Source organism: Pseudomonas sp. URMO17WK12:I6 (assembly GCF_003253625.1).
In the GTDB taxonomy this organism is placed as follows: domain Bacteria; phylum Pseudomonadota; class Gammaproteobacteria; order Pseudomonadales; family Pseudomonadaceae; genus Aquipseudomonas.
This window is the reverse complement of the sequence record NZ_QKYZ01000007.1, coordinates 233,321-258,421: the sequence shown is the minus strand read 5'-3', so window position 1 is coordinate 258,421 and position 25,101 is coordinate 233,321. Positions and strand designations below refer to the sequence as shown.

Here is a 25,101-nt window from a genome sequence, read left to right as displayed (position 1 = left end):
ACCTGCCAGATACCGCTATAGATGTGGTCGATTCTGGGAGATTCAAGCGTCGTGCAGTTGATGTAGATCAGAGAAGTTTAGCGTTCGAGCCAGATCAGGGAGGCAAACCGGCCGGTGCGAGGACTGCGGCGGTAAGAAAAGAAACGTGGATCGGTCACTGTGCAGAAACCACCGCCATAAACAGCGGTGACACCGCGAGCGGCCAGACGCAAACGCGCCAGTTCATAGATGTCGGCCATGAACTTGCCGGCATTCTGGCTCGGCACGAAGGCTTTGGCTGCTTCAGGCAATTGCTGGACGAAGGTTTCGCGCACTTCCGGGCCGACTTCAAAGGCTTGAGGGCCAATGGCCGGGCCGAGCCAGACCAGTACGTCTTCAGGCGGTACAGCCAGACTGTCGAGGGTCGCTTCCAGCACACCCGCCGCCAGCCCGCGCCAACCGGCATGGGCGGCAGCGACGCGGGTGCCGGCACGGTCGCAAAACAGCGCAGGAAGGCAGTCGGCGGTCATCGCTGTGCAAGCGATACCGGGTGTTGCCGTCCAGCTGGCGTCGGCAGTGGCTACCAGGTTTGGGTCCGCTTGGGCCACGACAATGCCGTGAACCTGTTGCAGCCAGGCCGGCTGAATCGAGAAACGATCGGTGAGACGACGGCGGTTTTCGGCGACGGCTTCAGGGCTGTCGTCGACATGATCGCCCAGGTTCAGGCTGTCGAACGGCGCCAGACTGACGCCGCCCGCACGGGTGGTAACGCAGGCTTTGACGCTGGCCGGCGCGGGCCAGTCAGGCGTCAGCCAGGTCATCCGATGAACGCCTCGCGGTCTTGCTTGAGCAGCGACAGCAACCAGACGAAGTCATCCGGCAGTGGCGATTCCCAGCTCATGCGTTTACCGGTGGTCGGATGATCCAGCTCCAGGAACCGCGCATGCAGCGCCTGACGCGGGAAATTCTTCAGGGATTCGACCATGGTCACGCTGGCGGCCGGTGGAATACGGAAACGACCGCCGTAGGCAGGATCTCCGACCAACGGGTAGTTGATGTGCGCCATGTGCACGCGAATCTGGTGCGTACGACCGGTTTCCAGCTTCACTCGCACATGAGTGTGGGAGCGGAAACGCTCGAGCACGCGGTAGTGACTGACGGCTTGCTTGCCACCTTCCATCACCGCCATGCGCTGGCGCTGCTGGCCGTGACGACCGATCGGTGCGTTGATCTTGCCGCCGGCCGTCACTACACCGATTACGATGCACTCATAGATCCGGCTGACACTTCGGCTCTGCAATTGAGTGACCAGCTGTGTCTGCGCCTGAATGGTCTTGGCCACCACCATCAGACCGGTGGTGTCCTTGTCCAGACGATGCACGATACCGGCGCGGGGCACATTGATGATGTCCGGCACGTGGTGCAGCAAGGCGTTGAGCAAGGTGCCGTCGGCGTGACCTGCGGCCGGATGCACCACCAGGCCCGCAGGCTTGTTGATCACCAGGATGTCGTCGTCTTCATAGACGATGTCCAGCTCGATGTCTTGAGCGATCCATTCGCCCTGAGCTTCCTGCTCGGCAGTCAATTCAAGAATGGCGCCACCGTGAACGATGTCTCGCGGGCGGATAACCGCCCCATCCACAGTCAGGCGGCCGTCTTTGATCCAGGCGGAAAGGCGCGAGCGCGAGTGCTCAGCGAATAATTGTGCGGCGACTTGATCGAGGCGTTGGCCGCCCAATTCGGACGGCACCTCTGCGCGAAGTTCAATTTTATCGGACATGCTCAGACTAGGCGTCGGCACAGCCTTTGGTTTCGGCTGCGCGCTTGTGGTTAAATACGGCGTCTTTTGCCCCGAGGCTTTTCAACGGGGCACTCATCATAACAGGACGGCCCCGCCCAAGACAGCGGCCGTCATAGGGACGCAAGCCGCCATGCAAGTGAAACACCTGCTGCTGATCGCCATCCTCGCATTGACCGCTGCTTGCTCATCGAAGGAAGTCGTAGACGAAAACCTGAGCGAAGTCGAGCTGTACCAGCAGGCTCAGCACGATCTGGACAACAATAGCTACACCGCCGCCACAGCCAAGCTGAAGGCCCTGGAGTCGCGTTATCCGTTCGGTCGCTATGCCGATCAGGCTCAACTCGAGCTCATCTACGCCAACTACAAGAACTCCGAGCCTGAGGCTGCGAAGTCCGCCGCCGAGCGATTCATTCGTCTGCACCCGCAGCACCCGAACGTCGATTACGCCTACTACCTCAAGGGTCTGACCTCTTTTGACCAGGACGTCGGCCTGCTGGCGCGCTTCCTGCCACTGGACATGACCAAGCGTGACCCGGGCGCTGCTCGCGACTCCTACAACGAGTTCGCCCAGCTGACCAGCCGCTACCCGAACAGCCGCTACGCGCCGGACGCCAAGCAGCGCATGATTTACCTGCGTAACCTGCTGGCGGCCTATGAAATCCACGTTGCCGACTACTACCTGACCCGTCAGGCCTACGTTGCCGCCGCCAACCGTGGCCGTTATGTAGTGGAAAACTTCCAGGAAACCCCATCGGTCGGTGACGGCCTGGCGGTGATGACCGAAGCCTACCAGCGCCTGCACCTGGACGAACTGGCTGCGACCAGTCTCGAAACCCTGAAACTCAACTACCCGAACCACCCGAGCCTGGTGGACGGTCAGTTCGTGCCATCGGTAGCCGAAGCCGACAACCGTTCGTGGCTGAGCAAGGCCACCCTGGGCCTGATCGAATCCCGTCCGCCACTGCCGCCGGGCGAAACCCGCGCCAACCAGGACGTGCAGAAGCAGTTCCAGGATGCCAAGGACGCGATTCCGAACGAGCTCAAGCCTAAAGATGAAAACGGCGATGTGATCGAAGAACCGGAACCCGAGTCCAGCAACACCGACCGTTCCTGGTTCAGCCACATGACCTTCGGCCTGTTCGACTGACATAGAGATGTTGTACCGGGAAGGCGCCTTTCGAGGCGCCTTTTTTATTGCCGGATTTTTGGGTGAACGTATTGCGCTGTGCGCTTGACCCGTCCTTGGCTAAACTGCCAACTCATTAATCAAAAAGCAGCTCACCATGCTTCGTCTATTGTTCTGGATCGCCCTGATTGCCGCTGCCATATGGTTCTGGCGCAAGTTCAAGGGCCCGACGTCGGTCGCCAATATGCCGCGCGAGCAAGATGCTCCGCCCATGGTTCGCTGTGCTCATTGCGGCGTACACCTGCCCCGCGACCGCGCGTTGAAACTCGAACAACAGTGGTATTGCAGCCAGGCTCACCTTGAGCAAGGCCCGGGCTCAAGTGATCGCTGAGACGCCCAGCCCAGGCAACAAACAGGCCCAGCGACTGCTGCGCCTCTATCACCTCTACCGCTTAAGCGTCGGCATCACCCTGGTGCTGTTGATCTCCAGCAACATGGACAACCAGTTGCTGAAGTTCGCCAATGACGACCTGCTGCGCAACGGCAGCTGGTTGTACCTGGTGCTGAATATCCTGCTGGTGGTCTTTTTGGGGAACACCCGACGCCCCGCGCAGCTGTTCGGCCTGGCGCTGGTCGATGTCCTGCTGCTGTGCGGCCTGTTCTATGCCGCGGGCGGCATGGCCAGTGCCATCGGCAATTTGCTGATCGTCTCAGTAGCCATCAGCAATACCTTGCTGCGCGGGCGTGTCGGTCTGCTGATCGCAGCGGTCGGTGCCCTTGGCATCGTGGGTTTGAGCTTCATCCTGAGCTTCAACCACCCCGCCAGCCCCAGTGATTACCTGCAAATCGGCACCCTCGGCGCCCTGTGTTTTGCCGCGGCGCTGCTGGTGCAGGGATTGACCCGACGATTGGAGGTCAGCGAAACCCTGGCCGAACAGCGGGCCAGTGAAGTGCTCGGTCTCGAAGCCCTCAACGCACTGATCCTGCAACGCATGCGCACGGGCATTCTGGTGCTCGACAACCAACGGCGGGTGCAACTGGCCAATCACAGCGCCTTGACCTTGCTGGGGCAGGAAAAACTGGACGGCCAGTTGATCGACGATTACTCGATACCGTTGGTCGAGCGACTCCAACTGTGGCTCAACAATCCAACGTTGCGCCCGCAAAGCCTGCAGATCGCCAGCAACGGCCTCGAGCTGCAACCAAGCTTCATTGCCCTGGACCAAAGCCCGCACCACCAGACGCTGGTTTTTCTCGAAGACCTCGCCCAAATCGCCCAACAGGCCCAACAACTGAAACTCGCCGCCCTCGGTCGCCTGACCGCCGGGATTGCCCATGAGATCCGCAATCCACTGGGCGCCATTAGTCATGCCGCGCAGTTACTGCAGGAATCCGAGGAACTGAACGGTGCGGACCGGCGTCTGACCCAGATTATTCAAGACCAATCTCAGCGCATGAATCGGGTAATCGAAAACGTCCTGCAATTGTCCCGTCGCCAGCAAACCGTGCCGCAACGGCTCGATTTGAAGCCGTGGCTGGAGCATTTCGTCGCCGAAACCCGCGAAGGCTCGAAAGAACATCAGCAGATTCACCTGCGCATCGGCTTGGGAGACTTCAAAACCCTGATGGATCCGGATCAGCTGACCCAGATTCTCGATAACCTGTTGCGCAATGCCTGGCGCCATAGCGCCCTCAAGCATGATCGGGCGCAGGCCTGGCTTGAGTTGTTTATCGACCCGGACAGCCAGTTGCCGACCCTGGAAGTCCTAGACGATGGCCCTGGCGTTGCACCGGACCAACGTACTCACTTGTTCGAACCGTTCTTCACCACCAGCAGCCAGGGTACTGGCCTGGGGCTTTATCTGTCCCGTGAGCTGTGCGAAAGCAATCAAGCCCGCCTAGACTTCAAATCACGCCAAGGCGGCGGCTGCTTTCGCATCACCTTTGCTCACGGACGGAAACAAAGTTGAACACGAGCCCACGGCAAAAAATCCTCATCGTCGACGACGAGCCGGATATCCGCGAACTCCTGGAAATCACCCTGGGACGGATGAAACTCGACACCTTCAGCGCACGCAACCTCGCAGAAGCGCAGGCGCTACTGGCTCGGGATACGTTCGACCTGTGCCTGACCGACATGCGCCTGCCTGACGGCACCGGTCTGGCGCTGGTGCAGCACATCCAGCAGCGCTATGCACAAGTGCCGGTGGCGATGATCACCGCCTACGGCAGCCTGGAAACAGCAATAAACGCCCTCAAGGCCGGCGCCTTCGACTTCCTGACCAAACCGGTCGACCTCACCCGTCTGCGCGAACTGGTCATCAGCGCCCTGAGCTTGCCAGCGCCAGGCGGCACCAGCAGCGGCATCGACCGTCGGCTGCTGGGCGACTCGCTGCCCATGCGCAACCTGCGCAAACAAATCGACAAACTGGCCCGCAGCCAAGCCCCGGTCTACATCAGTGGCGAGTCCGGCAGCGGCAAGGAACTGGTCGCTCGACTTATCCACGACCAAGGCCCGCGCGCCAGCCGACCGTTCGTCCCGGTGAACTGTGGGGCAATCCCGTCGGAATTGATGGAAAGCGAGTTTTTCGGCCATCGCAAAGGCAGTTTCAGCGGCGCCATCGAAGACAAGCCCGGGCTGTTCCAGGCAGCCCACGGCGGTACTTTGTTCCTCGACGAAGTGGCTGACCTGCCGCTGGCAATGCAGGTCAAACTGCTGCGGGCCATACAGGAGAAAGCCGTTCGCAGCATCGGTGGCCAGCAGGAAACCGTGGTCGATGTGCGCATCCTCTGCGCCACTCACAAAGACCTCGATGCCGAAGTCGCCGCCGAACGCTTTCGCCAGGACTTGTACTACCGCCTGAACGTGATCGAGCTGCGAGTACCGTCCTTGCGCGAACGCCGCGACGACATTGAGCTTCTGGCCAACAATATGCTCAAGCGACTGGCGGCCAGCACTGGCCAGCCCCCCGCAAAACTCCACCCACAAGCCCTCGAAGCGCTGAAAAACTATCGCTTTCCTGGAAACGTGCGGGAATTGGAGAACATGCTCGAACGGGCTCACACCTTGTGCGAGAACAAACAGATCGAAGCCAGCGACCTGCGCCTGGCGGAAGGCAACTGCAACCCGGACGGCGGCGTGCCAGACCTGACACAGATCGATAATCTGGAAGCCTATCTGGAAAACGTCGAACGCAAACTCATCCTCCAGGCCCTGGAAGAAACCCGTTGGAACCGCACGGCGGCGGCCCAGCGATTGAATCTGTCATTTCGGTCGATGCGTTACAGGCTGAAGAAATTGGGGCTGGATTGAACCGTTAACAGCTCTTCTGTCAGATTCGTCCGGCTGGTGCATACGGCGCAGGGTCGATAATCGGCTCCCGCCCCAGCATCACATCGGCAAACAACTGACACGACGCCGGCGCCAGCACCAGCCCGTTACGGTAATGCCCGCAGTTGAGCCAGAGCCCGTCATATCCCGGCACCCGACCGATATAGGGGATTCCTTCAGGCGACCCGGGCCGCAACCCCGCCCAATGCCCCACCACCTCGGCATCCGCCAATGCCGGAATCAATTCCACCGCCGATGCCTTCAGGCTTTCCAGCGCCATGTCGGTTGGCGTCTTGTCAAAACCCTCATGCTCCAGCGTACTGCCGATCAGGATGTGCCCGTCGCGCCGGGGAATGGCATAACGCCCCTTGGCCAGGACCATGCTCGGAAGGAAGTCCGCCGCGCACTTGTAGAGAATCATCTGGCCCTTGACCGGTTCGACCGGCAGCTCCAGGCCCAGCTTTTTCAGCAAGTCACCGCTCCAGGCCCCCGCTGTCAAAACCACCTCATCACCCCGAATGGCCCCCGTCGAGGTCTGTACCCCGACCACCGCAGAACCTTCCCGGATAAATTCGCTGACCTCGCATTGTTCATGGATCGTCACGTTCGGCAACGCCAGCAAGGCGGCCTTGAGGGACTTCACCAGCCGTGGATTACGCACATTGGCCACATCGGCCATGTAGATCGCCCGCGAAAAACCGGCGCCCAATACCGGCACTGCATCGTGGGCCGCAGAGATATCCACAGCCCGCAGCGGACGGTTCTCCCGTTTGGCCCAGGCGAGTGCTTCGGCCTCGTCATCCAGGTCCAGCCAATACAACCCGGTGGTGTGCACTTCAGGATCGACACCGGTGGCAGCGAACAAACGCTGGGCCAGTTGTGGATAAAAATCCTGGGACCAATGAGCCAGTGCAGTGACCGCCGGGCTGTAGCGCCATGGGTAGAGCGGCGAAACGATCCCGCCACCGGCCCAGGAAGACTCCTGACCGACGTTCGAGCGGTCCAGCAGCACCACGCTCTGCACTTCGGACGCGAGATTGAACGCCGTCAGCAGGCCAATCACCCCGCCACCGACAATCACCACTTGCTGTTGACTGCTCATGTTCTGATCCAACCGTTCAATAGACAGAGGGCGCAAAAGGCGCCCGAAAAAGGAACTCAGCGACCCCAGCAATCCTTGGTGGCCAGGCCGGACGCGGCATTGACCATACTCCTGACGCCGGTATTGGTGAGAGTGAAATCACCGCACTTGTCGCTGGCCATGGTCGAACCGGCCTTGCGTGTTGCCGTCAGCAGGAAGGTCTGATCGGTCAGGGTCGGGGTGATGGTGTAGAAATCATTGCCGGCGCTGAGGCCGGTGGCATTGGTGTAGACATTATTCTTCGAATAGAAACGCTCGAGGATCTGCGCCTGCTCGGAAAGCAACCCGGCGACTTCAGTACGGCGGCCCTTTTTTACGTACTCGGTGAGGCTCGGATAGCCAATGGTGATGACGATCCCGATGATCGCAATCACGATCATGATTTCGATCAGGGTAAAACCTCGGTTGGATCTGCGCATGCCTCACTCTCACTTACTGTATTTGTCGCCACATGATGCGACGGCCGCTGCCGCCACCGGATTTTTCCACCAGAGTGGTCACGCCACCACCGGAGTCGTTCACAATCTTGCGGGTTGCGTCATTGACGACCGCGTTCAGGGTCGGGATACCACCGGTGAAGATCACCCCGCTGGAAATCGTGTCGTTGCCATCGACCACCCCGTCGGCATTGGTGTCGAGTACCGCATAATTGAGCATCTTACCGCTGAACGCATCGAGTTCGACCAGTTTGCCGGTACCGAAGCTGGCACAGGGGTCCACGGTATCCACGCTGAGCGTGGTAAAAACAATTCGCCCCGATACCAGACTGGCCTGATAGATCACCCGCTCCCCCGTCAGCACGTTGTTGTATACCAGGGGCAAGTACCAGCCTTTCTTGGCCGGGTAGGTCACCTCGTTCTGGCTGGTGGTGATGAATTGCCCGGTACTGCCCGAAAACACGCCGGTCACCGCCTGCGCCTGCAAGCTGGAAACAGTGATTTGTCCTGCGCCCCCCTCGGCATCCCATACCGCGTAGAACGCCTGCAGATCCTTGTTGGTCTTGTCGGCAACCTCATTGAATTTGCCGGTGCCGAAAAACACCTCCTTGCCGCCCAACACGTGATCCGCCAGCAACGGTTGCGCGGTAATCGGCTGGGTCGCGCCACCTGCAGTGGTGAACAACGGCTTGCCGGAAAACGCCACGCCCCAGGTGTCAGGGGTGGTGCCACTCAAATCGAACTTCCACAACCGCCCTTTCAGATCGCCCCCGTAGGCAGCCTGCACCACATTCTGCGAGTTGACCCTGAGCTTCACCGACGACAGGCCGTTGGTGGTTTCGGTACTGTCGACCACGATTTTCTTGATCAGCGAGCCGTCGCGAATATCCACCACATACAACGCTGCCACCCCGGAGTTGCTGCCATAGCCGTTGGAGATAAACGCGGCCCAGCGACCATCGGCCAAGCGTGCCACTTCGGGGCGCGCATAGGCATAACCCAGATCATTGAAAACGTTCGCTGTGCTGGCCGTGGCCGGTGCACTGATTTCCCACAGCGCTTTAGTTTCGTTACCGGCCGATGCGTCGAACAATTGCAGCGCATAGAAGGTTTTGCCGCCCGCCCCCGTACCGCCAATTGCCAGGGTTTTCCAGGCGCTATTGAGCTGGGCATCAAACACGCCGACCTGACCATCGACCAGAAACTTGTGGCTCACACCGTTGATGTAAGCGGGATCGGCGATGTCGTTCAGCGATGGCAGCACGCTGGAGGGCATGTAGGCATAACGCCTGACACCATTGGCCGAGTTGATGATGTTTACAAAACCGTCGTTGGCATTCACCACCAGGCTGGCATTCATGTTGGCGGCTTTGGTGGTCAGGTAAGTGCTGTAGCTGGTGTCTGCCACCAGATCGGACGCGGTTTTGTCCGTGGGTGAAGCCAGCACGAGTGGCGAATTGATGATGTCGCCGAGCAATACACTGCGAACTTTCAGCCCGGTTTTGTTGATGCCCTTGCTCCACTCCACCAGATCGTTGCCGTTGATGCCAGTGGGCAGCCCCTGGTTGAGGGCGGTCTGCTGCGCCGCAGAGAAATTGCTGTAAGCCAGGGTGACCGCGGCGTTGGTTTGCGTGTTCCAGGACTGGTAGGTCGGCGCAGTGGCGCCGGGCACGATGGTGGTGTCGGTCGTCCATAGCACAGCGGCGGTGTTAACCGCGCCCGCCGACGTGAAGCCAAAGGACTTGATCGTACCCCGCCAGTCCTTGGGATCGTAGCTGGTCTGGAAATAGCTCGAGTCGCTGGTCAGGGTCGTGCCGCTGGCCACGCCACTGCCACCTGAGCCGGCCTTGGAAGTGATGTCGCTCAAGGCTGCAGACAATGCATTGTTAAGTCCCGCACTGTCGCTCGCCTGGTAGTACTTGCCCTGCCCGTAGGTCGCGGCATCCGCCAACATCTGGTTTGCAGCGGTGAAACCCACGGTATAGGTGTTCATGTTCTGCCTGGGAAAATCCACCGCGTCCCAGCTTTTGCCCGCGGCATCGGTTCCCGTGGAACGCATGTCGATATCGAAGGCGAACTTGGCAATGTCATCCAGGTACAGGGTGTCGCCCTCATCGTCGCCTGAGGGATCGGTACCATCGTTACTGCTGATCCCGTCCCAGTTCGGTAACTGGCTGCCACCCAGCGGATCATCGGTCGGAAAGGTTCGGTCGTAGGTCGGCAGACCATCGGTGATCACCACCCCGTAGTTTTTCTGGCAACGGTACTGAATCGGACTGGTATAGGTGTCGGGCGTCGAGTTGTTGTACGGCGCCATGCCACGGAAATAACGAGTGATCTCGTAATAGGCTTCCGCCAGCGGCGTATTGGCTTGCGCACTCAACTCGTCGATCCCGGCGATCAGTGCGTTGTAATTGGTATCGGCTTGAGCCTGAGTCACAGTGCCGCTGACCGCCGACAAATCGCTGATCGAGCGGGCGATGTAACCGCCGTCATTCTTATGGTTACCGACCGCCAGGTTGAACGTCGACAGGCCGATGCGTAGCGAACGGTTATTGGCCACCAACGTCTTGGAAACGTTGCGCGCCACGTTCATCCGGTAATCGTTGGGGATCGAGCCGTCGGTGAAGTCCCGGTCAGTATTGTTGGCCAGGCTGATCAGGTAGGACAAATAATTCGCCGTATACCGCGTGTCCTCGCTTCCCACCGGATCGGGAAGCTTCAGGCAAAGCGAATCCAGACCGAGAAGGCTGTTTTTATAAAAACCGTACCATCCAGCCTTCGAGCATGTTCCATGAGTCAAACTCGACAAGGCGATATTGTTATCGGTCATGTCCAGGTCGCGGCCTTTCAGGCACGTACCATTGGAGAGGCAAATAGTCACCGGGGTGCGTGCGACCGTCGGGTCGAAGCCGGCTGCCCAGATAATGTTGTTCATACTCCCCGAGTCATCGAGCAGCAGCATCACATTGGCAGGCACGGCGGCGGCGCTCAACAGCGGAGAATCCGAGGGCGTGAAGGCGTAGGTCGGCGAGGCCAGGTAAAGGCTCAAGGCCGCGCCCCAGAGCAGCTGCAATAACCAACGACGCCAGCCTGTGCGAGTCTCAGTACTTCGCATAAATACTCTCCACCACACTGCGCGAGCTGCCCGCGATGCCCACGGCGGTCACCCGATAAAGGGTTGCCGACGTGTTGCTCGGCACATTCACGGCAGTCAGGGTAGTGCCAATGTTCTGCACTCCGTAAAAGCCGCTACCGGAGGCGATCCAGTTCACCCCCGAGGTGGAGTTGAACCCGGCGGCGGTAATGACCGACGCCTCGGCCGGCGGTGCGCACTGGCTGGTGCCACTGCAGACCGGCAATGAGTAGGAGTTCAGTTGCACCGCGCTTTCACCGACCCGCAACGCCGCTTCCGCGCCCTGGAACGACTGGTTGCGCAGGATCACGCTGCTGGTCATTTTCTCCTGCAACGTGGCGCTCTGCATCGACGAGAGACCGATCAATGTCAGCACCAGGAGAAACACCAGGCTGACCAACAGCGCCATGCCGCGCTGGACGTGAGATGTCATGGACGCACGACTCATCGGCCCTCCCCTCATTGCAACCGGTTGCGCAAGGCGGCAACTACGTTGAAGGTTTGATTGCGGACCCGGTTGTTCGGGTCGGTGAGGGTCAGCGTCAGCCGCACACTGCGGATTCGCGCCGGATCGGACGGATTACTGCTGTAACTGGAGGCGGCTGTATCCGTGGCTGAACTGGCGATGCCGAAGCTCACGCCAAAGGCACTGACGTTGTTTACCAGCACCGCCTGAGTCGGCGTGCCAGTGCCGGAGCCCATCAGCAGTTGGTTGTTGCTGAAGCTGTAGACCAGCCGCCGGATTGGAAACGCCAACTGCCCCGATGCCGGCGTGCGTAAACCGGTGTAGGCCGTCGCAGTATTTCGGCAGTCGGAAACCACCGTCCAGGTCGGCACTCCACCACTGCCGCCGACATCTGCGGTGACCAGAGTCAATTTGAGGTTGGCATTGTCCCAACTGATCGGTGTGAGCAGGCTGGCATTGAAATCCCCCGCCGAGCTGGCGTCGGTAATCGTACCCAGGCAACCAAACATGCCGACCATGCGAATTTCCTGAATCATCTTGCTCAGGACGAACCGCGCATCTTCCTGCATGCCGGCAGCGGTGTTCTGGCTGACGTAGGTGTTTTTGGCGGCGATGAAAATCTGCGCCACGCCCAGGACCACGATCAGGCTCAACGCCAGGGCGATCAGCAATTCGATCAGGCCGAAACCTCTGCTGGTTCTGTTCATGGTGTCGTCACCGGATCAACGGTGGCACGGCTGGTGAGGACAAAACTGCGGCGCGAATCGGCGATATTGGCGGCCCGGGAGTCGTCCCAGGTAATGGTGATGGTGTATACCCGCTGGTTGCGGACGATGCTGCCGGTGGCCGTGGCGCCGCCGAAATTGACGATATTGGTGGTGAAGTCGTAGAGGTCCTGATCCCGGGCCACGCTCAAGTTGCCCGAGGTCGGCGGCGTGACGGTGTAATCGGCGCCGGAATTGGCGCGAATGCGGTCCATCATGTCGTAGGCGATAAAACTCGCCTGGCTGGTCATCCGTGAGCTGTCGGTGTACTTCAGCGCATTGAGCTGAATCGCCGCCGCGCCCAACAGACCCACAGCCAGCACCAACAACGCGACCAATACCTCGATCAGCGTCATGCCCTCCTGTGCACGCTTGCTCCAACCCCTCATCCGCAACTTCCACCCAATAGAATTCGTCCGTTCAAACACACATTCAGCGTCCTGCTTTGCGCCCCGAGCACATAACTGATCACCACCGCCGTGGACGGCGCTGCCAAGCCGCCGAGATTGTTGAAATCAATCGCGGTCACTCCTGAGGTTAGCGTCAGAGTTGCTCCGCTGCTCATCGCTGGAACAACCCGCAATACATTGGCCGGATTGCCAGTACCGTCATAAACGCTCAGCTCGCCGGTCCAGACACTGCCGCCGGCCGTCGGGCGAACCCGAGTGGTGAAGCCCCGATCAATCGCCTCAAGCCGCGCGTAATTGAGTGCCCGTTGCAAGTCGCCGACCTCGGTGTCGGCCTTGTTGCTTTGCACCGAGCGGGTGAACGCCGGAACGGCCAGTGTAATCAGGATCAGAAACACCGCGAGCGTGACCAGCAGCTCGATCAGCGTGAAACCTTTTGTACGATGATCCATCAGTGCCCTCCGTTGCCGTCGGCTATACCTGCTTCTACACGCTAGAACATTCGACCGACAGATGTACGGTTGTTTTGCCATTACTCGCGCAAGGATCGCGCGGGCCGCAGCACTCCATGGAGGGAGATGACATGCATCAGCAAGGTTTCAGCCTGATCGGACTGCTCATGGGACTGACGATTGTCGGGATTGTTCTGCACTTGGTCAGTCCGGCGTTCGCTGCACTGACGGAATCGAATCATCGGGAGCAGGCGGCCGAGTCGCTGATCAGTGGGATCCGCCAGGCCAGAACCCTGGCCATAACCCGCAACCAGAACGTGGTCATTCATGGCATCAACGGCGATTGGAGCCAGGGCTGGCGGATCATTCTGGACATCAGCGGCAAAGGGCCAGAGGACAGCAGCAATCCGCTACTGGTCGAGCGCGCAGGTGATGCGCGGACGCCGATTGTCGGCAATTGGTGGGTCAGGCGTTTCGTGCGGTTCAGCAGTCTGGGCCAACCGCTGATGCCCGGGCGGGCATTTCAGGCAGGGACGCTACATATTTGCTCGGCTCGCGAGCCGGTCAGCCAGCTCCAGGTGGTGCTGGCGGCGAGCGGTCGAGTGCGCCTGGCCAACCGTAAGGCTGAGCAGGCGCTGTGTCGAAAGGCGAAAAATATTACAGCAGCGAACGCACGCGCAGCTCTTTAGGCATGGAGAAGGTGATGTTCTCCTCGCGACCGGCCAGTTCATCGGCCCCCGTGGCACCCCAGGCCTGCAATTGCTGGATCACGCCACGTACCAGCACTTCCGGAGCGGAGGCACCGGCCGTGATGCCAATACGCTCGACACCGTCGAACCAGCTCTTTTGCAAGTCTTCGGCACCGTCGATCAGATAGGCCGGGGTGGCCATGCGTTCGGCCAGTTCACGCAGACGATTGGAGTTGGAGCTGTTCGGGCTGCCAACCACCAGCACCACGTCGCATTCGTCCGCCAGTTGCTTGACGGCGTCCTGACGGTTTTGCGTGGCGTAACAGATATCGTCCTTGCGCGGACCGCCGATCGCCGGAAAACGCGCACGCAGGGCGTCGATCACGCGACTGGTGTCGTCCATGGACAGGGTGGTCTGGGTAACGAAAGCCAGCTTTTCAGGGTTGTTCACCTGCAATTCGGCGACATCTTTCTCGTCTTCGACCAGATAGATCGCGCCACCATTGCTGCTATCGTATTGTCCCATGGTGCCTTCGACTTCCGGATGACCGGCATGACCGATAAGGATGCATTCACGGCCGTCGCGGCTGTAACGCGCGACTTCGATGTGCACCTTGGTCACCAGCGGGCAGGTCGCGTCGAACACCTTCAGGCCACGACCTGTGGCTTCGGTACGCACGGCCTGGGAAACGCCGTGGGCGCTGAAGATCACGATCACGTCATCCGGCACCTGATCCAGTTCCTCGACGAAGATCGCCCCACGGGCACGCAGGTCTTCGACGACGAATTTGTTGTGGACCACTTCGTGGCGCACATAGATCGGCGGCCCGAAGACTTCCAGGGCGCGGTTGACGATTTCGATCGCCCGGTCCACGCCGGCGCAGAAGCCACGGGGGTTGGCGAGTTTGATTTGCATGCTGTGCCTCGTGTCTTGCGCGCAAGAAGTTAGATCATTGTAGGAGCAGAGCTTGCTCGCGAAAGCGGTGTGTCAGTCAACATTGATGCTGAATGTGATGACGCCTTCGCGAGCAAGCTCTGCTCCTACAGGTGACCGTATTCGGTCAGTTACAACGCTTTGACGTTGATGATCTCGACGTCAAAGGTCAAGGTCTTACCGGCGAGCGGGTGGTTGAAGTCGATGGTCACTTGCGCGTCATCGAATTCCTTCACCACGCCTGGCAGCTCGGTATTGGCCGCATCATTGAAGATCACCAGCAATCCTGGCGACAGTTCCATGTCCTGGAACTGCGAGCGCGGGATGATCTGCACGTTTTGCGGGTTAGGCTGGCCAAAGGCGTTTTCCGGCTCGATGGACAGGCTGCGCTTGTCGCCGGCCTTGAAGCCGAACAGCGCGGCCTCGAAGCCTGGCAACAGGTTGCCGTCGCCGACCTTGAAGGTCGCCGGGGCTTTGTCGAAAGTGCTGTCGACGGTGTCGCCGTTCTCCAGGCGCAATGCAAAGTGCAAGGTGACTTCCGTGTTCTGGCCGATACGTTGTTCAGCCAATACCTGTTCAGTCATGAACGGTTTCTCCGGTCTTCTTACTTTTGAACATATCCAGCGCGAGCATTACGGCACCGACAGAAATGGCGCTGTCAGCAAAGTTGAACGCCGGGAAATACCAGCGGTTCTGCCAGTGCACCAGAATGAAATCGATCACATGGCCCAAGGCAATGCGGTCGTACAGATTGCCCAGCGCGCCACCCAACACCAGGGCAAGCGCAATCGCCAGCCAGGTGTCGTTGCGCCCCAGGCGCTTGAGCCAGATCACCAGCACCGCACTGACCACCACCGCGATCAAGGCAAACAACCAGCGCTGCCAGCCGGAGCTGTCAGCCAGGAAGCTGAACGCCGCACCGGTGTTGTAGGCCAGGGTCCAGCTGAACAAATCGGGGATCACCACGATTTGCTGGTACATCTCGAGCTTGCCTTCGAAGTAGAACTTGCTGGCCTGGTCAATGACCAGAACCAGCAAACTCAACCAGAGCCAGCTCAGCCGTCCGAAACGGCCAGCCGCATTAGGCATAGTGACGAACCTCGCCCGCGCCGCTGATGTTGTCGACACAACGACCGCAGATTTCCGGATGTTCCGGGTTCACACCGACGTCTTCACGGCAGTGCCAGCAGCGGGCGCACTTGACGTGAGCCGACTTGACGATCTTGAGCTTCAGGCCGCTGACTTCGGTGACCACGGCATCGGCCGGTGCCTGCACCAATGGCGCAACACTGGCGGTCGAAGTGATCAGCACGAAACGCAGTTCGTTGCTCAGCTTGGCCAGGTCGGCGCTCAGCGCGTCTTCGGCGAACAGCGTCACTTCGGCTTGCAGGTTGCCACCGACGGCCTTGGCTGCACGCTGGATTTCCATTTCCTTGTTGACTGCAACCTTGACCGCCATGATCCGGTCCCAGTAAGCGCGATCCAGCTCGAAGCCTTCCGGCAGTTCGCTCAGGCCTTCGTACCAGGTGTTGAGCATCACAGACTCGTTACGCTCGCCCGGCAGGTATTGCCACAGCTCGTCGGCGGTGAACGCCAGGATCGGCGCGATCCAGCGCACCAGCGCTTCGGAGATGTGGAACAGCGCAGTCTGGCACGAACGACGGGCCTTGCTGTCGGCACCAGTGGTGTACTGACGGTCCTTGATGATGTCCAAGTAGAAACCGCCCAACTCCTGCACGCAGAAGTTGTGGATCTTGGAGTAAACGTTCCAGAAACGGTATTCGCCGTAGTGCTCCTGCAGCTCGCGTTGCAGCAACAGCGTGCGATCCACGGCCCAACGGTCCAGGGCGAGCATTTCTTCGGCCGGCAGGAGGTCGGTGGCCGGGTTGAAACCGGTCAGGTTGGAAAGCAGGAAACGCGCGGTGTTACGGATGCGCCGATAAGCGTCCGCACTGCGTTGCAGGATCTGCTCGGAAACCGCCATCTCACCCGAATAGTCGGTAGACGCTACCCACAGACGCATGATGTCGGCGCCCAGGGTGTCGTTGACCTTCTGCGGCGCGATCACGTTGCCCAGGGACTTGGACATTTTGCGACCGGATTCGTCGACGGTGAAACCGTGGGTCAGCAGTTCGCGGTACGGTGCGTGGTCGTCGATGGCGCAACCGGTCAGCAACGACGAGTGGAACCAGCCGCGGTGCTGGTCCGAGCCTTCCAGGTACAGGTCGGCGCGAGGGCCGGTCTCGTGGCCCATCGGGTGCGAACCGCGCAGGACGTGCCAGTGCGTGGTGCCCGAGTCGAACCAGACGTCCAGGGTGTCGCTGATCTTGTCGTACAGCGGCGCTTCGTCACCGAGCAACTCGGCGGCGTCCATCTTGAACCAGGCTTCGATGCCTTCGACTTCGACGCGCTGGGCGACGATTTCCATCAGTTCGACGGTGCGTGGGTGCAGTTCGCCGCTTTCCTTGTTCAGGAAGAACGGGATCGGCACGCCCCAGTTGCGCTGACGGGAGATGCACCAGTCCGGACGGTTGGCGATCATCGAGTGCAGGCGCGCCTGGCCCCAGGCCGGGACGAATTTGGTGTCTTCGATGGCTTTGATCGCGCGTTTGCGCAGGGTGTCGCCCGCTGCTGGCTCTTTGTCCATGCCGATGAACCACTGCGCGGTGGCGCGGTAGATCAGCGGGGTCTTGTGACGCCAGCAATGCATGTAGCTGTGTTCGATGGTGGTGGTGTGCAGCAGCGCGCCGACTTCGGTCAGTTTATCGACGATGGCCGGATTGGCCTTCCAGATGAACTGGCCGCCGAAGAACTCCAGCGATGGCACATACACGCCATTGCTTTGCACCGGATTGATGATGTCATCGTTGACCATGCCGTACTTCTTGCAGGTCACGAAGTCGTCTACGCCGTAGGCTGGCGAGGAGTGAACCACGCCGGTGCCCGCGCCCAGCTCAACGTAGTCGGCCAGGTAAACCGGCGACAGGCGATCGTAGAACGGGTGACGGAAGTTGATCAGTTCCAGCGCTTTACCGGTGGTGGTGGCGATCACCGAACCTTCCAGGCTGTAGCGGGCCAGGCAGGACTCGACCAATTCTTCAGCCAGTACCAGCAGCTTGTCGCCGACGTCGACCAGGGCGTAGTTGAACTCCGGGTGAACGTTCAGCGCCTGGTTGGCCGGGATAGTCCACGGAGTGGTGGTCCAGATCACGATCGAAGCAGGTTTGCCCAACGACGGCAGACCGAACGCGGCAGCCAGCTTGGCTTCGTCGGCGATCGGGAAGGCCACGTCGATGGTCGCGGACTTTTTGTTCTCGTACTCGACTTCCGCTTCAGCCAGGGCCGAACCGCAGTCAAAGCACCAGTTCACAGGCTTCAGGCCCTTGAACACGAAGCCACCCTTGACGATTTCCGCCAGGGCGCGGATTTCACCGGCCTCGTTTTTGAAGTCCATGGTCTTGTACGGGTTGGCGAAGTCGCCCAACACGCCCAAACGGATGAATTCGGACTTCTGGCCTTCGATCTGCTCGGTGGCGTAGGCACGGCACAGTTCGCGGGTCTTGTCGGCGCCCAGGTTCTTGCCATGGGTCACTTCGACTTTGTGCTCGATCGGCAGGCCGTGGCAGTCCCAGCCCGGAACATAAGGTGCGTCGAAACCCGACAGGGTTTTCGAGCGGATGATCATGTCCTTGAGAATCTTGTTCAGCGCATGACCGATATGAATCGTGCCGTTGGCGTACGGAGGACCGTCGTGCAGTACGAACTTCGGACGATCCTTGCCAATCTCGCGCAACTTACCGTACAGGCCAATGCTGTCCCAGCGCTGCAGAATCTGCGGTTCGCGCTGAGGCAGGCCGGCCTTCATTGGGAAGGCGGTGTCCGGAAGGTTTAGCGTGGCTTTATAGTCGGTCATTTAAGGCTCTTCATTAGCGATTGGCGCTAGGTGCGACAGGGCACGGGCGGCGGCGATATCCGCATTGATCGCCGTCTTAAGCGCCTCCAGAGAGGCGAAACGCTGCTCTTCACGCAGCTTGTGGTGGAAAACCACCGTCAAACGCCGGTCATACAGATCGCCGGCAAAATCTAAAAGGTGCACTTCGAGGTGAGCTTTGCCATCCCCTTCGACCGTTGGCCGCACACCAATATTGGCGACGCCTGGCCAGGTCTTGCCATCGATGTCGACGCTGACCAGGTAAACCCCGCTCAACGGCACACGACGACGCTTGAGTTGTACGTTGGCCGTGGGCGTACCCAACTGGCGCGCCAGCTTCTGGCCATGCAGGACCCGACCGGCAATCCGGTACGGGCGACCGAGCAGTTGCTCGGCCAAGGCGAAATCGGCAGCGGCCAGGGCATTGCGGACCTGAGTGCTGCTGACACGAATGCCGTCCAGCTCGACGGTCTGCGCCGCTTCGACGGTAAAGCCCTGAAGGACGCCGGCCTGTTGCAAGTAGTCGAAATCCCCCAGCCGGTCGCAGCCAAATCGGAAATCGTCACCGACTTCCAGATGCTGCACGCCGAGGCCGTCCACCAGAATGGTATCGACGAACTCTCTGGCGCTGAGTTTGCTCAGGCGATGGTTGAAAGCCAGGCACAACACCCGGTCGACACCCTCTTCGGCCAGCAGCTGCAGTTTGTCCCGCAGGCGGGCCAGACGGGCCGGGGCGGTGTCCGGAGCGAAGAACTCCCGCGGCTGCGGCTCGAAAATCACCACGCAGCTGGGCACGCCCAACTCGAGCGCACGCTCTCGCAGCCGGACCAGGATAGCCTGGTGGCCACGGTGAACACCGTCAAAGTTGCCAATAGTGGCGACACAGCCCCGATGCTGGGGGCGCAGGTTGTGGAGACCTCGAACCAGCTGCATAACGCGCTTCTTGCTCATAAAGTGGTCGATTATAACCACACCCGGCGGCCGACGACAGGCAACACCGTAACCCAAAGTAATCGAGCCGACAAAACTGCCGGTTCGCCCATGATTATCGAGATAACGTCTTCAGCTCAAGGCCTTGCGATTGAAGTCACGCAAACGGAAGCCCATCAACAGCAACATGCCGAAATACGCCACGACGCCTGCGATCACCAATGCACCCAGACGCAGCAGCCGCTCAAGCATAGGCCCCTGCCCCCAGGCCGGCATAAAGTGCATCGCACCCAGCAATACTGCAGACATCACCGCTACCGCCACCAGCAATTTGAGCCCGAACTTCGCCCAACCCGGTTGCGGCTGATACATCTGCTGCTTGCGCAATTGATAAAACAGCAAACCGGCGTTGATGCAGGCACCCGCGCTGATGGCCAGGGCCAGGCCAGCGTGCGCCAGCGGACCGATCAGCACCAGGTTGAACAGCTGAGTGACGATCAGGGTGAAAATCGCGATTTTCACCGGAGTGCGGATGTTTTGTTGCGCATAGAAGCCCGGCGCCAGCACTTTGATCACGATAATCCCCAGCAAGCCGACGGAATAAGCGATCAACGCGCGTTGAGTCATGGCCGCATCGAAAGCACTGAAATGGCCATACTGGAACAGCGAAACCGTCAGCGGTTCAGACAGAATCCCCAACGCCAGGGCGCACGGCAACACCAGCATGAAGCACAGGCGCAGCCCCCAATCGAGGATTCGCGAGTATTCGTGGCGATCCTGGCTGGCATAGGTCTTGGCCAGCGTCGGCAACAAAATCGTGCCCAGCGCCACACCCAGCACGCCGGATGGCAATTCCATCAGGCGGTCGGCGTAATACATCCAGGACACGGAGCCGGCCACCAGAAACGAGGCAAATATAGTATTGATGATCAGCGAAATCTGACTCACCGAAACGCCGATGATCGCGGGCAGCATCTGTTTCATGACCCGCCAGACACCGCTATCGCGCAGATTCAAACGCGGCAGTACCAGCATGCCGATCTTTTTCAGGTGCGGCAGTTGATAGAGCAGCTGCGCCAGCCCACCCACCAGAACGGCCCAGCCCAGCGCCATCACCGGCGGATCGAAATACGGCGTCAGGAATACTGCAAAGATGATCATGCTGACATTGAGCAGGGTCGGCACGAAAGCTGGCACCGAGAAGCGGTTCCAGGTGTTGAGGATCGCCCCGGCCAGCGACGACAGGGAGATCAGCAATATATAAGGGAAAGTGACCCGCAGCAGATCGGTTGTCAGCCGGAATTTTTCAGGAGAATCGACGAAACCCGGTGCCGTGGCCCAGATAACCCAGGGGGCGGCGAGCATGCCCAACGCAGTGACCAGCGCCAGTACCAGTGTCAGCAGGCCTGAGACGTAGGCAATGAAGGTTCGCGCCGCCTCCTCGCCCTTTTGGCTTTTGTATTCGGCAAGAATCGGCACAAACGCCTGGGAAAATGCCCCTTCGGCGAAGATCCGCCGCAGCAGATTGGGCAGCTTGAAGGCGATAAAGAAGGCGTCAGTCGCCATTCCGGCACCAAATGCACGGGCGATTAGAGTGTCACGAACAAACCCCAACACCCGGGAAAGCATCGTGATAGAGCTGACAGCGGCCAACGATTTGAGCAGATTCATTGAAAGAGTTTGTGCCTGTCGATAAACAGCAGGCGAACAACGCGCCCACTTATGCGATACTCCGCGCCGCAACAGCACAGAGCCAAAGCTCGCGAGTTTACAGGTCGCGCGCCGGAAAGAAATATCCAGCGCACCGTCCCCTTGAAAACGTAGCGAGCGAAGGCAAGACAAGGCGAAAGCAGGCGAGAAAGCGGAGTTGACTTTAGTCAATGAGCATTTCGAGTCTGCTTTCAACGCTGTATTGCCGAGCGCAGTAGTTTTCATGGGGCCGGAACCGGCCACTTAGCGGAACGTCTCTTCCGCCCTTGACAAGACATCAACTCATCGGCATGATTCGCGGCCTATTTTGTTTGCTATTTCCTAAAAAGTCTTTCGAGGAGCTCGACGGTGGCCAACACACCTTCCGCCAAAAAACGTGCAAAACAGGCTGAGAAGCGTCGCAGCCACAACGCCAGCCTGCGTTCCATGGTTCGTACCTACATCAAGAATGTAGTTAAAGCCATCGACGCAAAAGACGCTGCTAAAGCTCAAGCTGCTTACGTTCTGGCCGTGCCAGTTATCGACCGTATGGCCGATAAAGGCATCATCCACAAGAACAAAGCTGCTCGCCATAAGAGCCGCCTGAATGGCCACGTCAAGGCCCTGAACGTTGCCGCTGCTGCCTAAGCGACGCGCTCGTTAAAAAACCGACCTCAGGGTCGGTTTTTTATTGCCTGCGATTTATTAAATACAATGCAAAAAAAATGTGGGAGCAAGCAGACTCACCCCCACACCTGGACCTTCGTTATCTTACTGAGCGTGCGTCCACGGCAGAATCGGAATTGCCGTCACTGCATTCTGCGGACTGCCCTCGATCAAGCGATCGCTGTAGACCAGATACACCAGGGTATTGCGCTTCTTGTCGAGGAATCGCACTACCTGCATAGTCTTGAATACCAGCGAGGTGCGCTCCTTGAATACCTCCTCGCCATCCTTGAGCTCACCCTTGAAGCTGATCGGCCCGACCTGGCGACATGCAATAGACGCCTCGGCGCGATCCTCGGCCAATCCCAGACCACCTTTCACGCCACCCGTCTTGGCACGCGACAGGTAACAGGTCACGCCCTCCACTTTCGGATCATCAAACGCCTCGACAACAATACGGTCGTTCGGGCCGACGAATTTGAACACCGTCGACACCTGGCCAATTTCCTCGGCCGAGGCCAGCAATGGCATCGCCAACAACAAGCCCAATAATCCTTTTGCCACACACATTCAGGTATTCCTTCAGACCAGAATCAGGTTATCCCGGTGAACCAGCTCCGGCTCCGCCATGTAACCCAACAGACCGATAATCGCCTCAGACGACTGACCGATGATTTTTTGTGCTTCCAGAGCACTGTAGTTAGCCAGGCCACGGGCGATTTCACGACCGTCCGGCGCCACACAGACCACCATTTCGCCGCGACGGAAGCTGCCCTGGACCAGCTTTACACCTACCGGCAGCAAACTTTTGTTGCCCTGAGACAGCGCGGTCACCGCACCCGCGTCCAGCACCAGCGTGCCGCGAGTCTGCAGATGCCCGGCCAACCACTGTTTGCGGGCCGCCAGCATGCCGCGCTCAGGCGACAGCAAAGTGCCGATGCGCTCGCCAGCCTTGAGGCGATCCAGCACTCGCTCAATACGCCCACCAACGATGATGGTGTGCGCACCAGAGCGCGCCGCCAGACGCGCAGCGCGCAGCTTGGTCTGCATGCCGCCACGCCCCAGCGCACCACCAGTACCACCGGCTACCGCATCGAGCGCCGGATCGTCGGCCCGCGCCTCATAAATCAGCTTGGCGTCGGGATTGTTGCGTGGATCAGCATCGAACATGCCATCGCGATCGGTGAGGATCACCAGCAAATCGGCTTCGACCAGATTCGCCACCAGCGCCGCCAACGTATCGTTGTCGCCGAAACGGATTTCGTCAGTGACCACGGTGTCGTTTTCGTTGATCACCGGGATCACCTTCAACTCGACCAGCGCACGCAGGGTGCTACGAGCATTCAGGTAGCGCTTGCGGTCGGACAAATCGTCGTGAGTCAGGAGAATCTGTGCGGTATGCCGACCATGTTCGGCGAAGCTCGACTCCCAGGCCTGCACCAACCCCATCTGACCGATGGCGGCAGCCGCCTGCAACTCGTGCATCGCACTGGGTCGTGAGGTCCAGCCCAGACGGCTCATGCCCGCCGCCACTGCCCCGGAGGACACCAGCACCAGTTCAACGCCCGCCTCATGCAGGGCAACCATCTGCTCGACCCAGACACCCATTGCTGCGCGATCCAGGCCTTTGCCGTCCGCCGTCAGCAAAGCGCTGCCGATCTTCACGACCCAACGCTGCGCACCTGTCACCTTGCTCCGCATCATCTTCAACCTTAGCTTGAGGGCAGCGCGACCTGGCACTGCCCGTGACGTTATTCGTGGTTCTTCGTGACCAACAGTCGATTTCCAGATACTAAAACGCCGCTCCAGTGAGCGGCGCTTAAGTTTATCGCAACGAATCAGTCACGCACGTAAATGATTTCCGGACCGTCTTCGTCATCCACATCTTCTTCGTCCCAATCGTCGTCACCGATGTCATGGACCGACTTCACGCCGCTGCGGCGCAGAGCACGCTGATCGTCCAGCGCCTGCAACTGGGCGCGCGCTTCATCTTCGATGCGCTGATCGAGTTCAGCCAGCTCTTCCTTGTAGGCCGGGTCGTTAGCCAGGCGATCGGCGCGATCTTCCAGGTAACGCATGATGTCGTGGCACAGGCGCTCGGTGCCTTGCTTGGCGATCGCCGAGATCACATAGACCGGACCGGTCCACTCCAGACGATCAACGATCTCCTTGACGCGAGCATCGTGCTCTTCCTCAAGGATCTGGTCACACTTGTTCAGCACCAGCCAGCGATCACGCTCGGCCAGGGACGGACTGAACTTGGTCAGCTCGCTGACGATCACTTCAGCGGCATCAGGCGCACTGGTGTCATCCAGCGGCGCCATGTCGACGAGGTGCAGCAGCAGACGCGTACGCGACAAGTGCTTGAGGAAGCGAATCCCCAGGCCCGCGCCGTCGGAAGCACCTTCGATCAGGCCCGGAATATCCGCGACCACAAAGCTCTTCCAGCGATCGACACTGACCACACCCAGGTTCGGCACCAATGTGGTGAACGGGTAGTCGGCGACTTTCGGCTTGGCGGCCGACACCGAGCGAATGAAGGTACTTTTGCCGGCGTTCGGCAAACCGAGCAGACCGACGTCCGCCAACACCTTCATTTCCAGTTTCAGGTCGCGCTGCTCACCCGGCTTGCCCGGCGTAGTCTGGCGCGGCGCACGGTTGGTACTGGATTTGAAACGAGTGTTACCCAGACCGTGCCAGCCGCCCTGAACCACCATCAGCTTCTGGCCGGCCTTGGTCAGGTCGCCAATGACTTCCTGGGTGGCAGAGTCGATCACTGTGGTACCTACCGGCACCCGCAGGATCAGATCCTCACCTTTTTTGCCGGTGCAGTCGGTACTGCCACCGTTGGAACCGCGCTCGGCATCGAAGTGCCGGGTGTAACGGTAGTCGACCAGGGTGTTCAGGTTTTCGTCGGCCATCATGTAGATGGAACCGCCATCACCACCGTCACCGCCGTTCGGGCCGCCGTTTTCAATGAATTTTTCTCGACGGAAACTCATGCAACCGTTGCCACCGTCGCCGGCCTTTACTCGAATCGATACTTCATCAACAAACTTCATAACAAAACGCCTCTCGCCATACGGACGAGCCGAAAAACAACCAAGACATAAGACTCTTGCAAAAATGAGCGCAGCGACCTCAATCAACGACCGCCAATACAGCGCTGGAGCCCATCACAAACAGCTTTGCAAGAGACTCACCCCACAAACGAAAAAGCCC

At 59.6% G+C, this 25,101-nt stretch carries 24 protein-coding genes; 6 read left to right on the top strand and 18 right to left on the bottom strand.

The annotated features are described in order from the left end of the window. Positions 1–77: 77 nt before the first annotated feature. Both pgeF and rluD read right to left on the bottom strand, forming a co-directional pair. Entirely contained in the window at positions 78–800 is a 723-nt protein-coding gene (gene pgeF, locus F475_RS15420; RefSeq protein ID WP_111454246.1) for a peptidoglycan editing factor PgeF, read from the bottom strand. Next, a complete protein-coding gene (gene rluD, locus F475_RS15415; RefSeq protein WP_007901932.1) occupies positions 797–1,759 on the bottom strand; it encodes a 23S rRNA pseudouridine(1911/1915/1917) synthase RluD in 963 nt (320 codons plus the stop codon). The genes pgeF and rluD overlap by 4 nt, the downstream gene beginning before the upstream one ends. A 151-nt stretch (positions 1,760–1,910) precedes the next feature. On the opposite strand from rluD, the gene F475_RS15410 reads away from it, so the two are divergent. The 4 genes from F475_RS15410 (at position 1,911) to F475_RS15395 (ending at position 6,219) form a co-directional block, all read left to right on the top strand. Continuing rightward, the gene (locus F475_RS15410) at positions 1,911–2,927 is read left to right on the top strand and encodes an outer membrane protein assembly factor BamD (protein WP_018925899.1); all 1,017 of its coding nucleotides are present in this window, start codon (positions 1,911–1,913) and stop codon (positions 2,925–2,927) included. 136 nt (positions 2,928–3,063) lie between these two features. Further along, the gene (locus tag F475_RS15405) at positions 3,064–3,297 is read left to right on the top strand and encodes a PP0621 family protein (protein WP_064620433.1); all 234 of its coding nucleotides are present in this window, start codon (positions 3,064–3,066) and stop codon (positions 3,295–3,297) included. Next, positions 3,287–4,876, top strand: a complete 1,590-nt coding sequence (locus tag F475_RS15400; protein ID WP_064620435.1) for a PAS domain-containing sensor histidine kinase — start codon at positions 3,287–3,289, stop codon at positions 4,874–4,876. Before F475_RS15405 ends, F475_RS15400 begins: the two co-directional genes overlap by 11 nt. Beyond that, entirely contained in the window at positions 4,873–6,219 is a 1,347-nt protein-coding gene (locus F475_RS15395; RefSeq protein WP_019650972.1) for a sigma-54 dependent transcriptional regulator, read from the top strand. The genes F475_RS15400 and F475_RS15395 overlap by 4 nt, the downstream gene beginning before the upstream one ends. A 19-nt stretch (positions 6,220–6,238) precedes the next feature. Here F475_RS15395 and thiO read toward each other — a convergent pair whose 3' ends face one another. Genes thiO through F475_RS15360 form a run of 7 tightly spaced genes read right to left on the bottom strand, consistent with a single transcriptional unit; the run spans position 6,239 to position 13,040 of the window. Continuing rightward, complete coding sequence (gene thiO, locus F475_RS15390) at positions 6,239–7,339, bottom strand: glycine oxidase ThiO (RefSeq protein WP_111454245.1); 1,101 nt, start codon at positions 7,337–7,339, stop codon at positions 6,239–6,241. Positions 7,340–7,395: 56 nt separating this feature from the next. Further along, positions 7,396–7,797 (bottom strand): type IV pilin protein, encoded by a 402-nt coding sequence (locus tag F475_RS15385; RefSeq protein WP_019581258.1) that lies wholly within the window; start codon positions 7,795–7,797, stop codon positions 7,396–7,398. A 13-nt stretch (positions 7,798–7,810) separates the two neighbouring features. Continuing rightward, entirely contained in the window at positions 7,811–10,933 is a 3,123-nt protein-coding gene (locus tag F475_RS15380) for a pilus assembly protein (protein ID WP_111454244.1), read from the bottom strand. After that, positions 10,920–11,399, bottom strand: coding sequence for a PilX N-terminal domain-containing pilus assembly protein (locus F475_RS15375; protein ID WP_018925893.1), 480 nt, complete (start codon positions 11,397–11,399; stop codon positions 10,920–10,922). The genes F475_RS15380 and F475_RS15375 overlap by 14 nt, the downstream gene beginning before the upstream one ends. 11 nt (positions 11,400–11,410) lie before the next feature. Next, positions 11,411–12,124, bottom strand: coding sequence for a PilW family protein (locus F475_RS15370; RefSeq protein WP_018925892.1), 714 nt, complete (start codon positions 12,122–12,124; stop codon positions 11,411–11,413). After that, entirely contained in the window at positions 12,121–12,570 is a 450-nt protein-coding gene (gene pilV / locus F475_RS15365) for a type IV pilus modification protein PilV (RefSeq protein ID WP_026286393.1), read from the bottom strand. The genes F475_RS15370 and pilV overlap by 4 nt, the downstream gene beginning before the upstream one ends. Next, complete coding sequence (locus F475_RS15360) at positions 12,567–13,040, bottom strand: GspH/FimT family pseudopilin (RefSeq protein ID WP_018925890.1); 474 nt, start codon at positions 13,038–13,040, stop codon at positions 12,567–12,569. The genes pilV and F475_RS15360 overlap by 4 nt, the downstream gene beginning before the upstream one ends. Before the next feature lie 131 nt (positions 13,041–13,171). Between F475_RS15360 and F475_RS15355 the strand changes: the two genes are divergently transcribed. Continuing rightward, on the top strand, positions 13,172–13,729 hold the full coding sequence (locus F475_RS15355; protein WP_111454243.1) for a GspH/FimT family protein: 558 nt from the start codon (positions 13,172–13,174) through the stop codon (positions 13,727–13,729). Here the strand turns inward: F475_RS15355 and ispH are convergent. From ispH to murJ, 6 genes are all read right to left on the bottom strand, one after another. Further along, positions 13,698–14,645 carry a 4-hydroxy-3-methylbut-2-enyl diphosphate reductase gene (ispH, locus tag F475_RS15350; RefSeq protein WP_111454242.1) on the bottom strand — a complete coding sequence of 316 codons (948 nt, stop codon included), beginning with the start codon at positions 14,643–14,645 and terminating at the stop codon, positions 13,698–13,700. The genes F475_RS15355 and ispH overlap by 32 nt on opposite strands. A gap of 149 nt (positions 14,646–14,794) precedes the next feature. Then, positions 14,795–15,232, bottom strand: a complete 438-nt coding sequence (gene fkpB, locus F475_RS15345; RefSeq protein ID WP_177318289.1) for an FKBP-type peptidyl-prolyl cis-trans isomerase — start codon at positions 15,230–15,232, stop codon at positions 14,795–14,797. Positions 15,233–15,239: 7 nt separating this feature from the next. Continuing rightward, positions 15,240–15,752, bottom strand: coding sequence for a signal peptidase II (gene lspA, locus F475_RS15340; protein WP_019581266.1), 513 nt, complete (start codon positions 15,750–15,752; stop codon positions 15,240–15,242). Next, positions 15,745–18,576, bottom strand: a complete 2,832-nt coding sequence (gene ileS, locus F475_RS15335) for an isoleucine--tRNA ligase (RefSeq protein WP_064620459.1) — start codon at positions 18,574–18,576, stop codon at positions 15,745–15,747. The genes lspA and ileS overlap by 8 nt, the downstream gene beginning before the upstream one ends. Then, positions 18,577–19,527, bottom strand: a complete 951-nt coding sequence (gene ribF, locus F475_RS15330; RefSeq protein ID WP_018925885.1) for a bifunctional riboflavin kinase/FAD synthetase — start codon at positions 19,525–19,527, stop codon at positions 18,577–18,579. It lies immediately after the preceding gene. Positions 19,528–19,656: 129 nt separating this feature from the next. Next, a complete protein-coding gene (murJ, locus tag F475_RS15325; protein WP_026286392.1) occupies positions 19,657–21,195 on the bottom strand; it encodes a murein biosynthesis integral membrane protein MurJ in 1,539 nt (512 codons plus the stop codon). A gap of 387 nt (positions 21,196–21,582) precedes the next feature. Between murJ and rpsT the strand changes: the two genes are divergently transcribed. Continuing rightward, a complete protein-coding gene (gene rpsT, locus F475_RS15315; protein ID WP_007901883.1) occupies positions 21,583–21,861 on the top strand; it encodes a 30S ribosomal protein S20 in 279 nt (92 codons plus the stop codon). Between the two features lie 123 nt (positions 21,862–21,984). On the opposite strand, the gene F475_RS15310 is transcribed toward rpsT, so the two are convergent. The 3 genes from F475_RS15310 to cgtA form a co-directional block, all read right to left on the bottom strand. Next, positions 21,985–22,449: a CreA family protein gene (locus F475_RS15310; RefSeq protein ID WP_111454241.1), complete on the bottom strand. Its 465-nt coding sequence runs from the start codon at positions 22,447–22,449 to the stop codon at positions 21,985–21,987. Between the two features lie 12 nt (positions 22,450–22,461). Beyond that, positions 22,462–23,580, bottom strand: coding sequence for a glutamate 5-kinase (proB, locus tag F475_RS15305; protein WP_007938428.1), 1,119 nt, complete (start codon positions 23,578–23,580; stop codon positions 22,462–22,464). A 137-nt stretch (positions 23,581–23,717) separates the two neighbouring features. Continuing rightward, the gene (cgtA, locus tag F475_RS15300) at positions 23,718–24,941 is read right to left on the bottom strand and encodes an Obg family GTPase CgtA (RefSeq protein WP_018925882.1); all 1,224 of its coding nucleotides are present in this window, start codon (positions 24,939–24,941) and stop codon (positions 23,718–23,720) included. Positions 24,942–25,101: the final 160 nt, after the last annotated feature.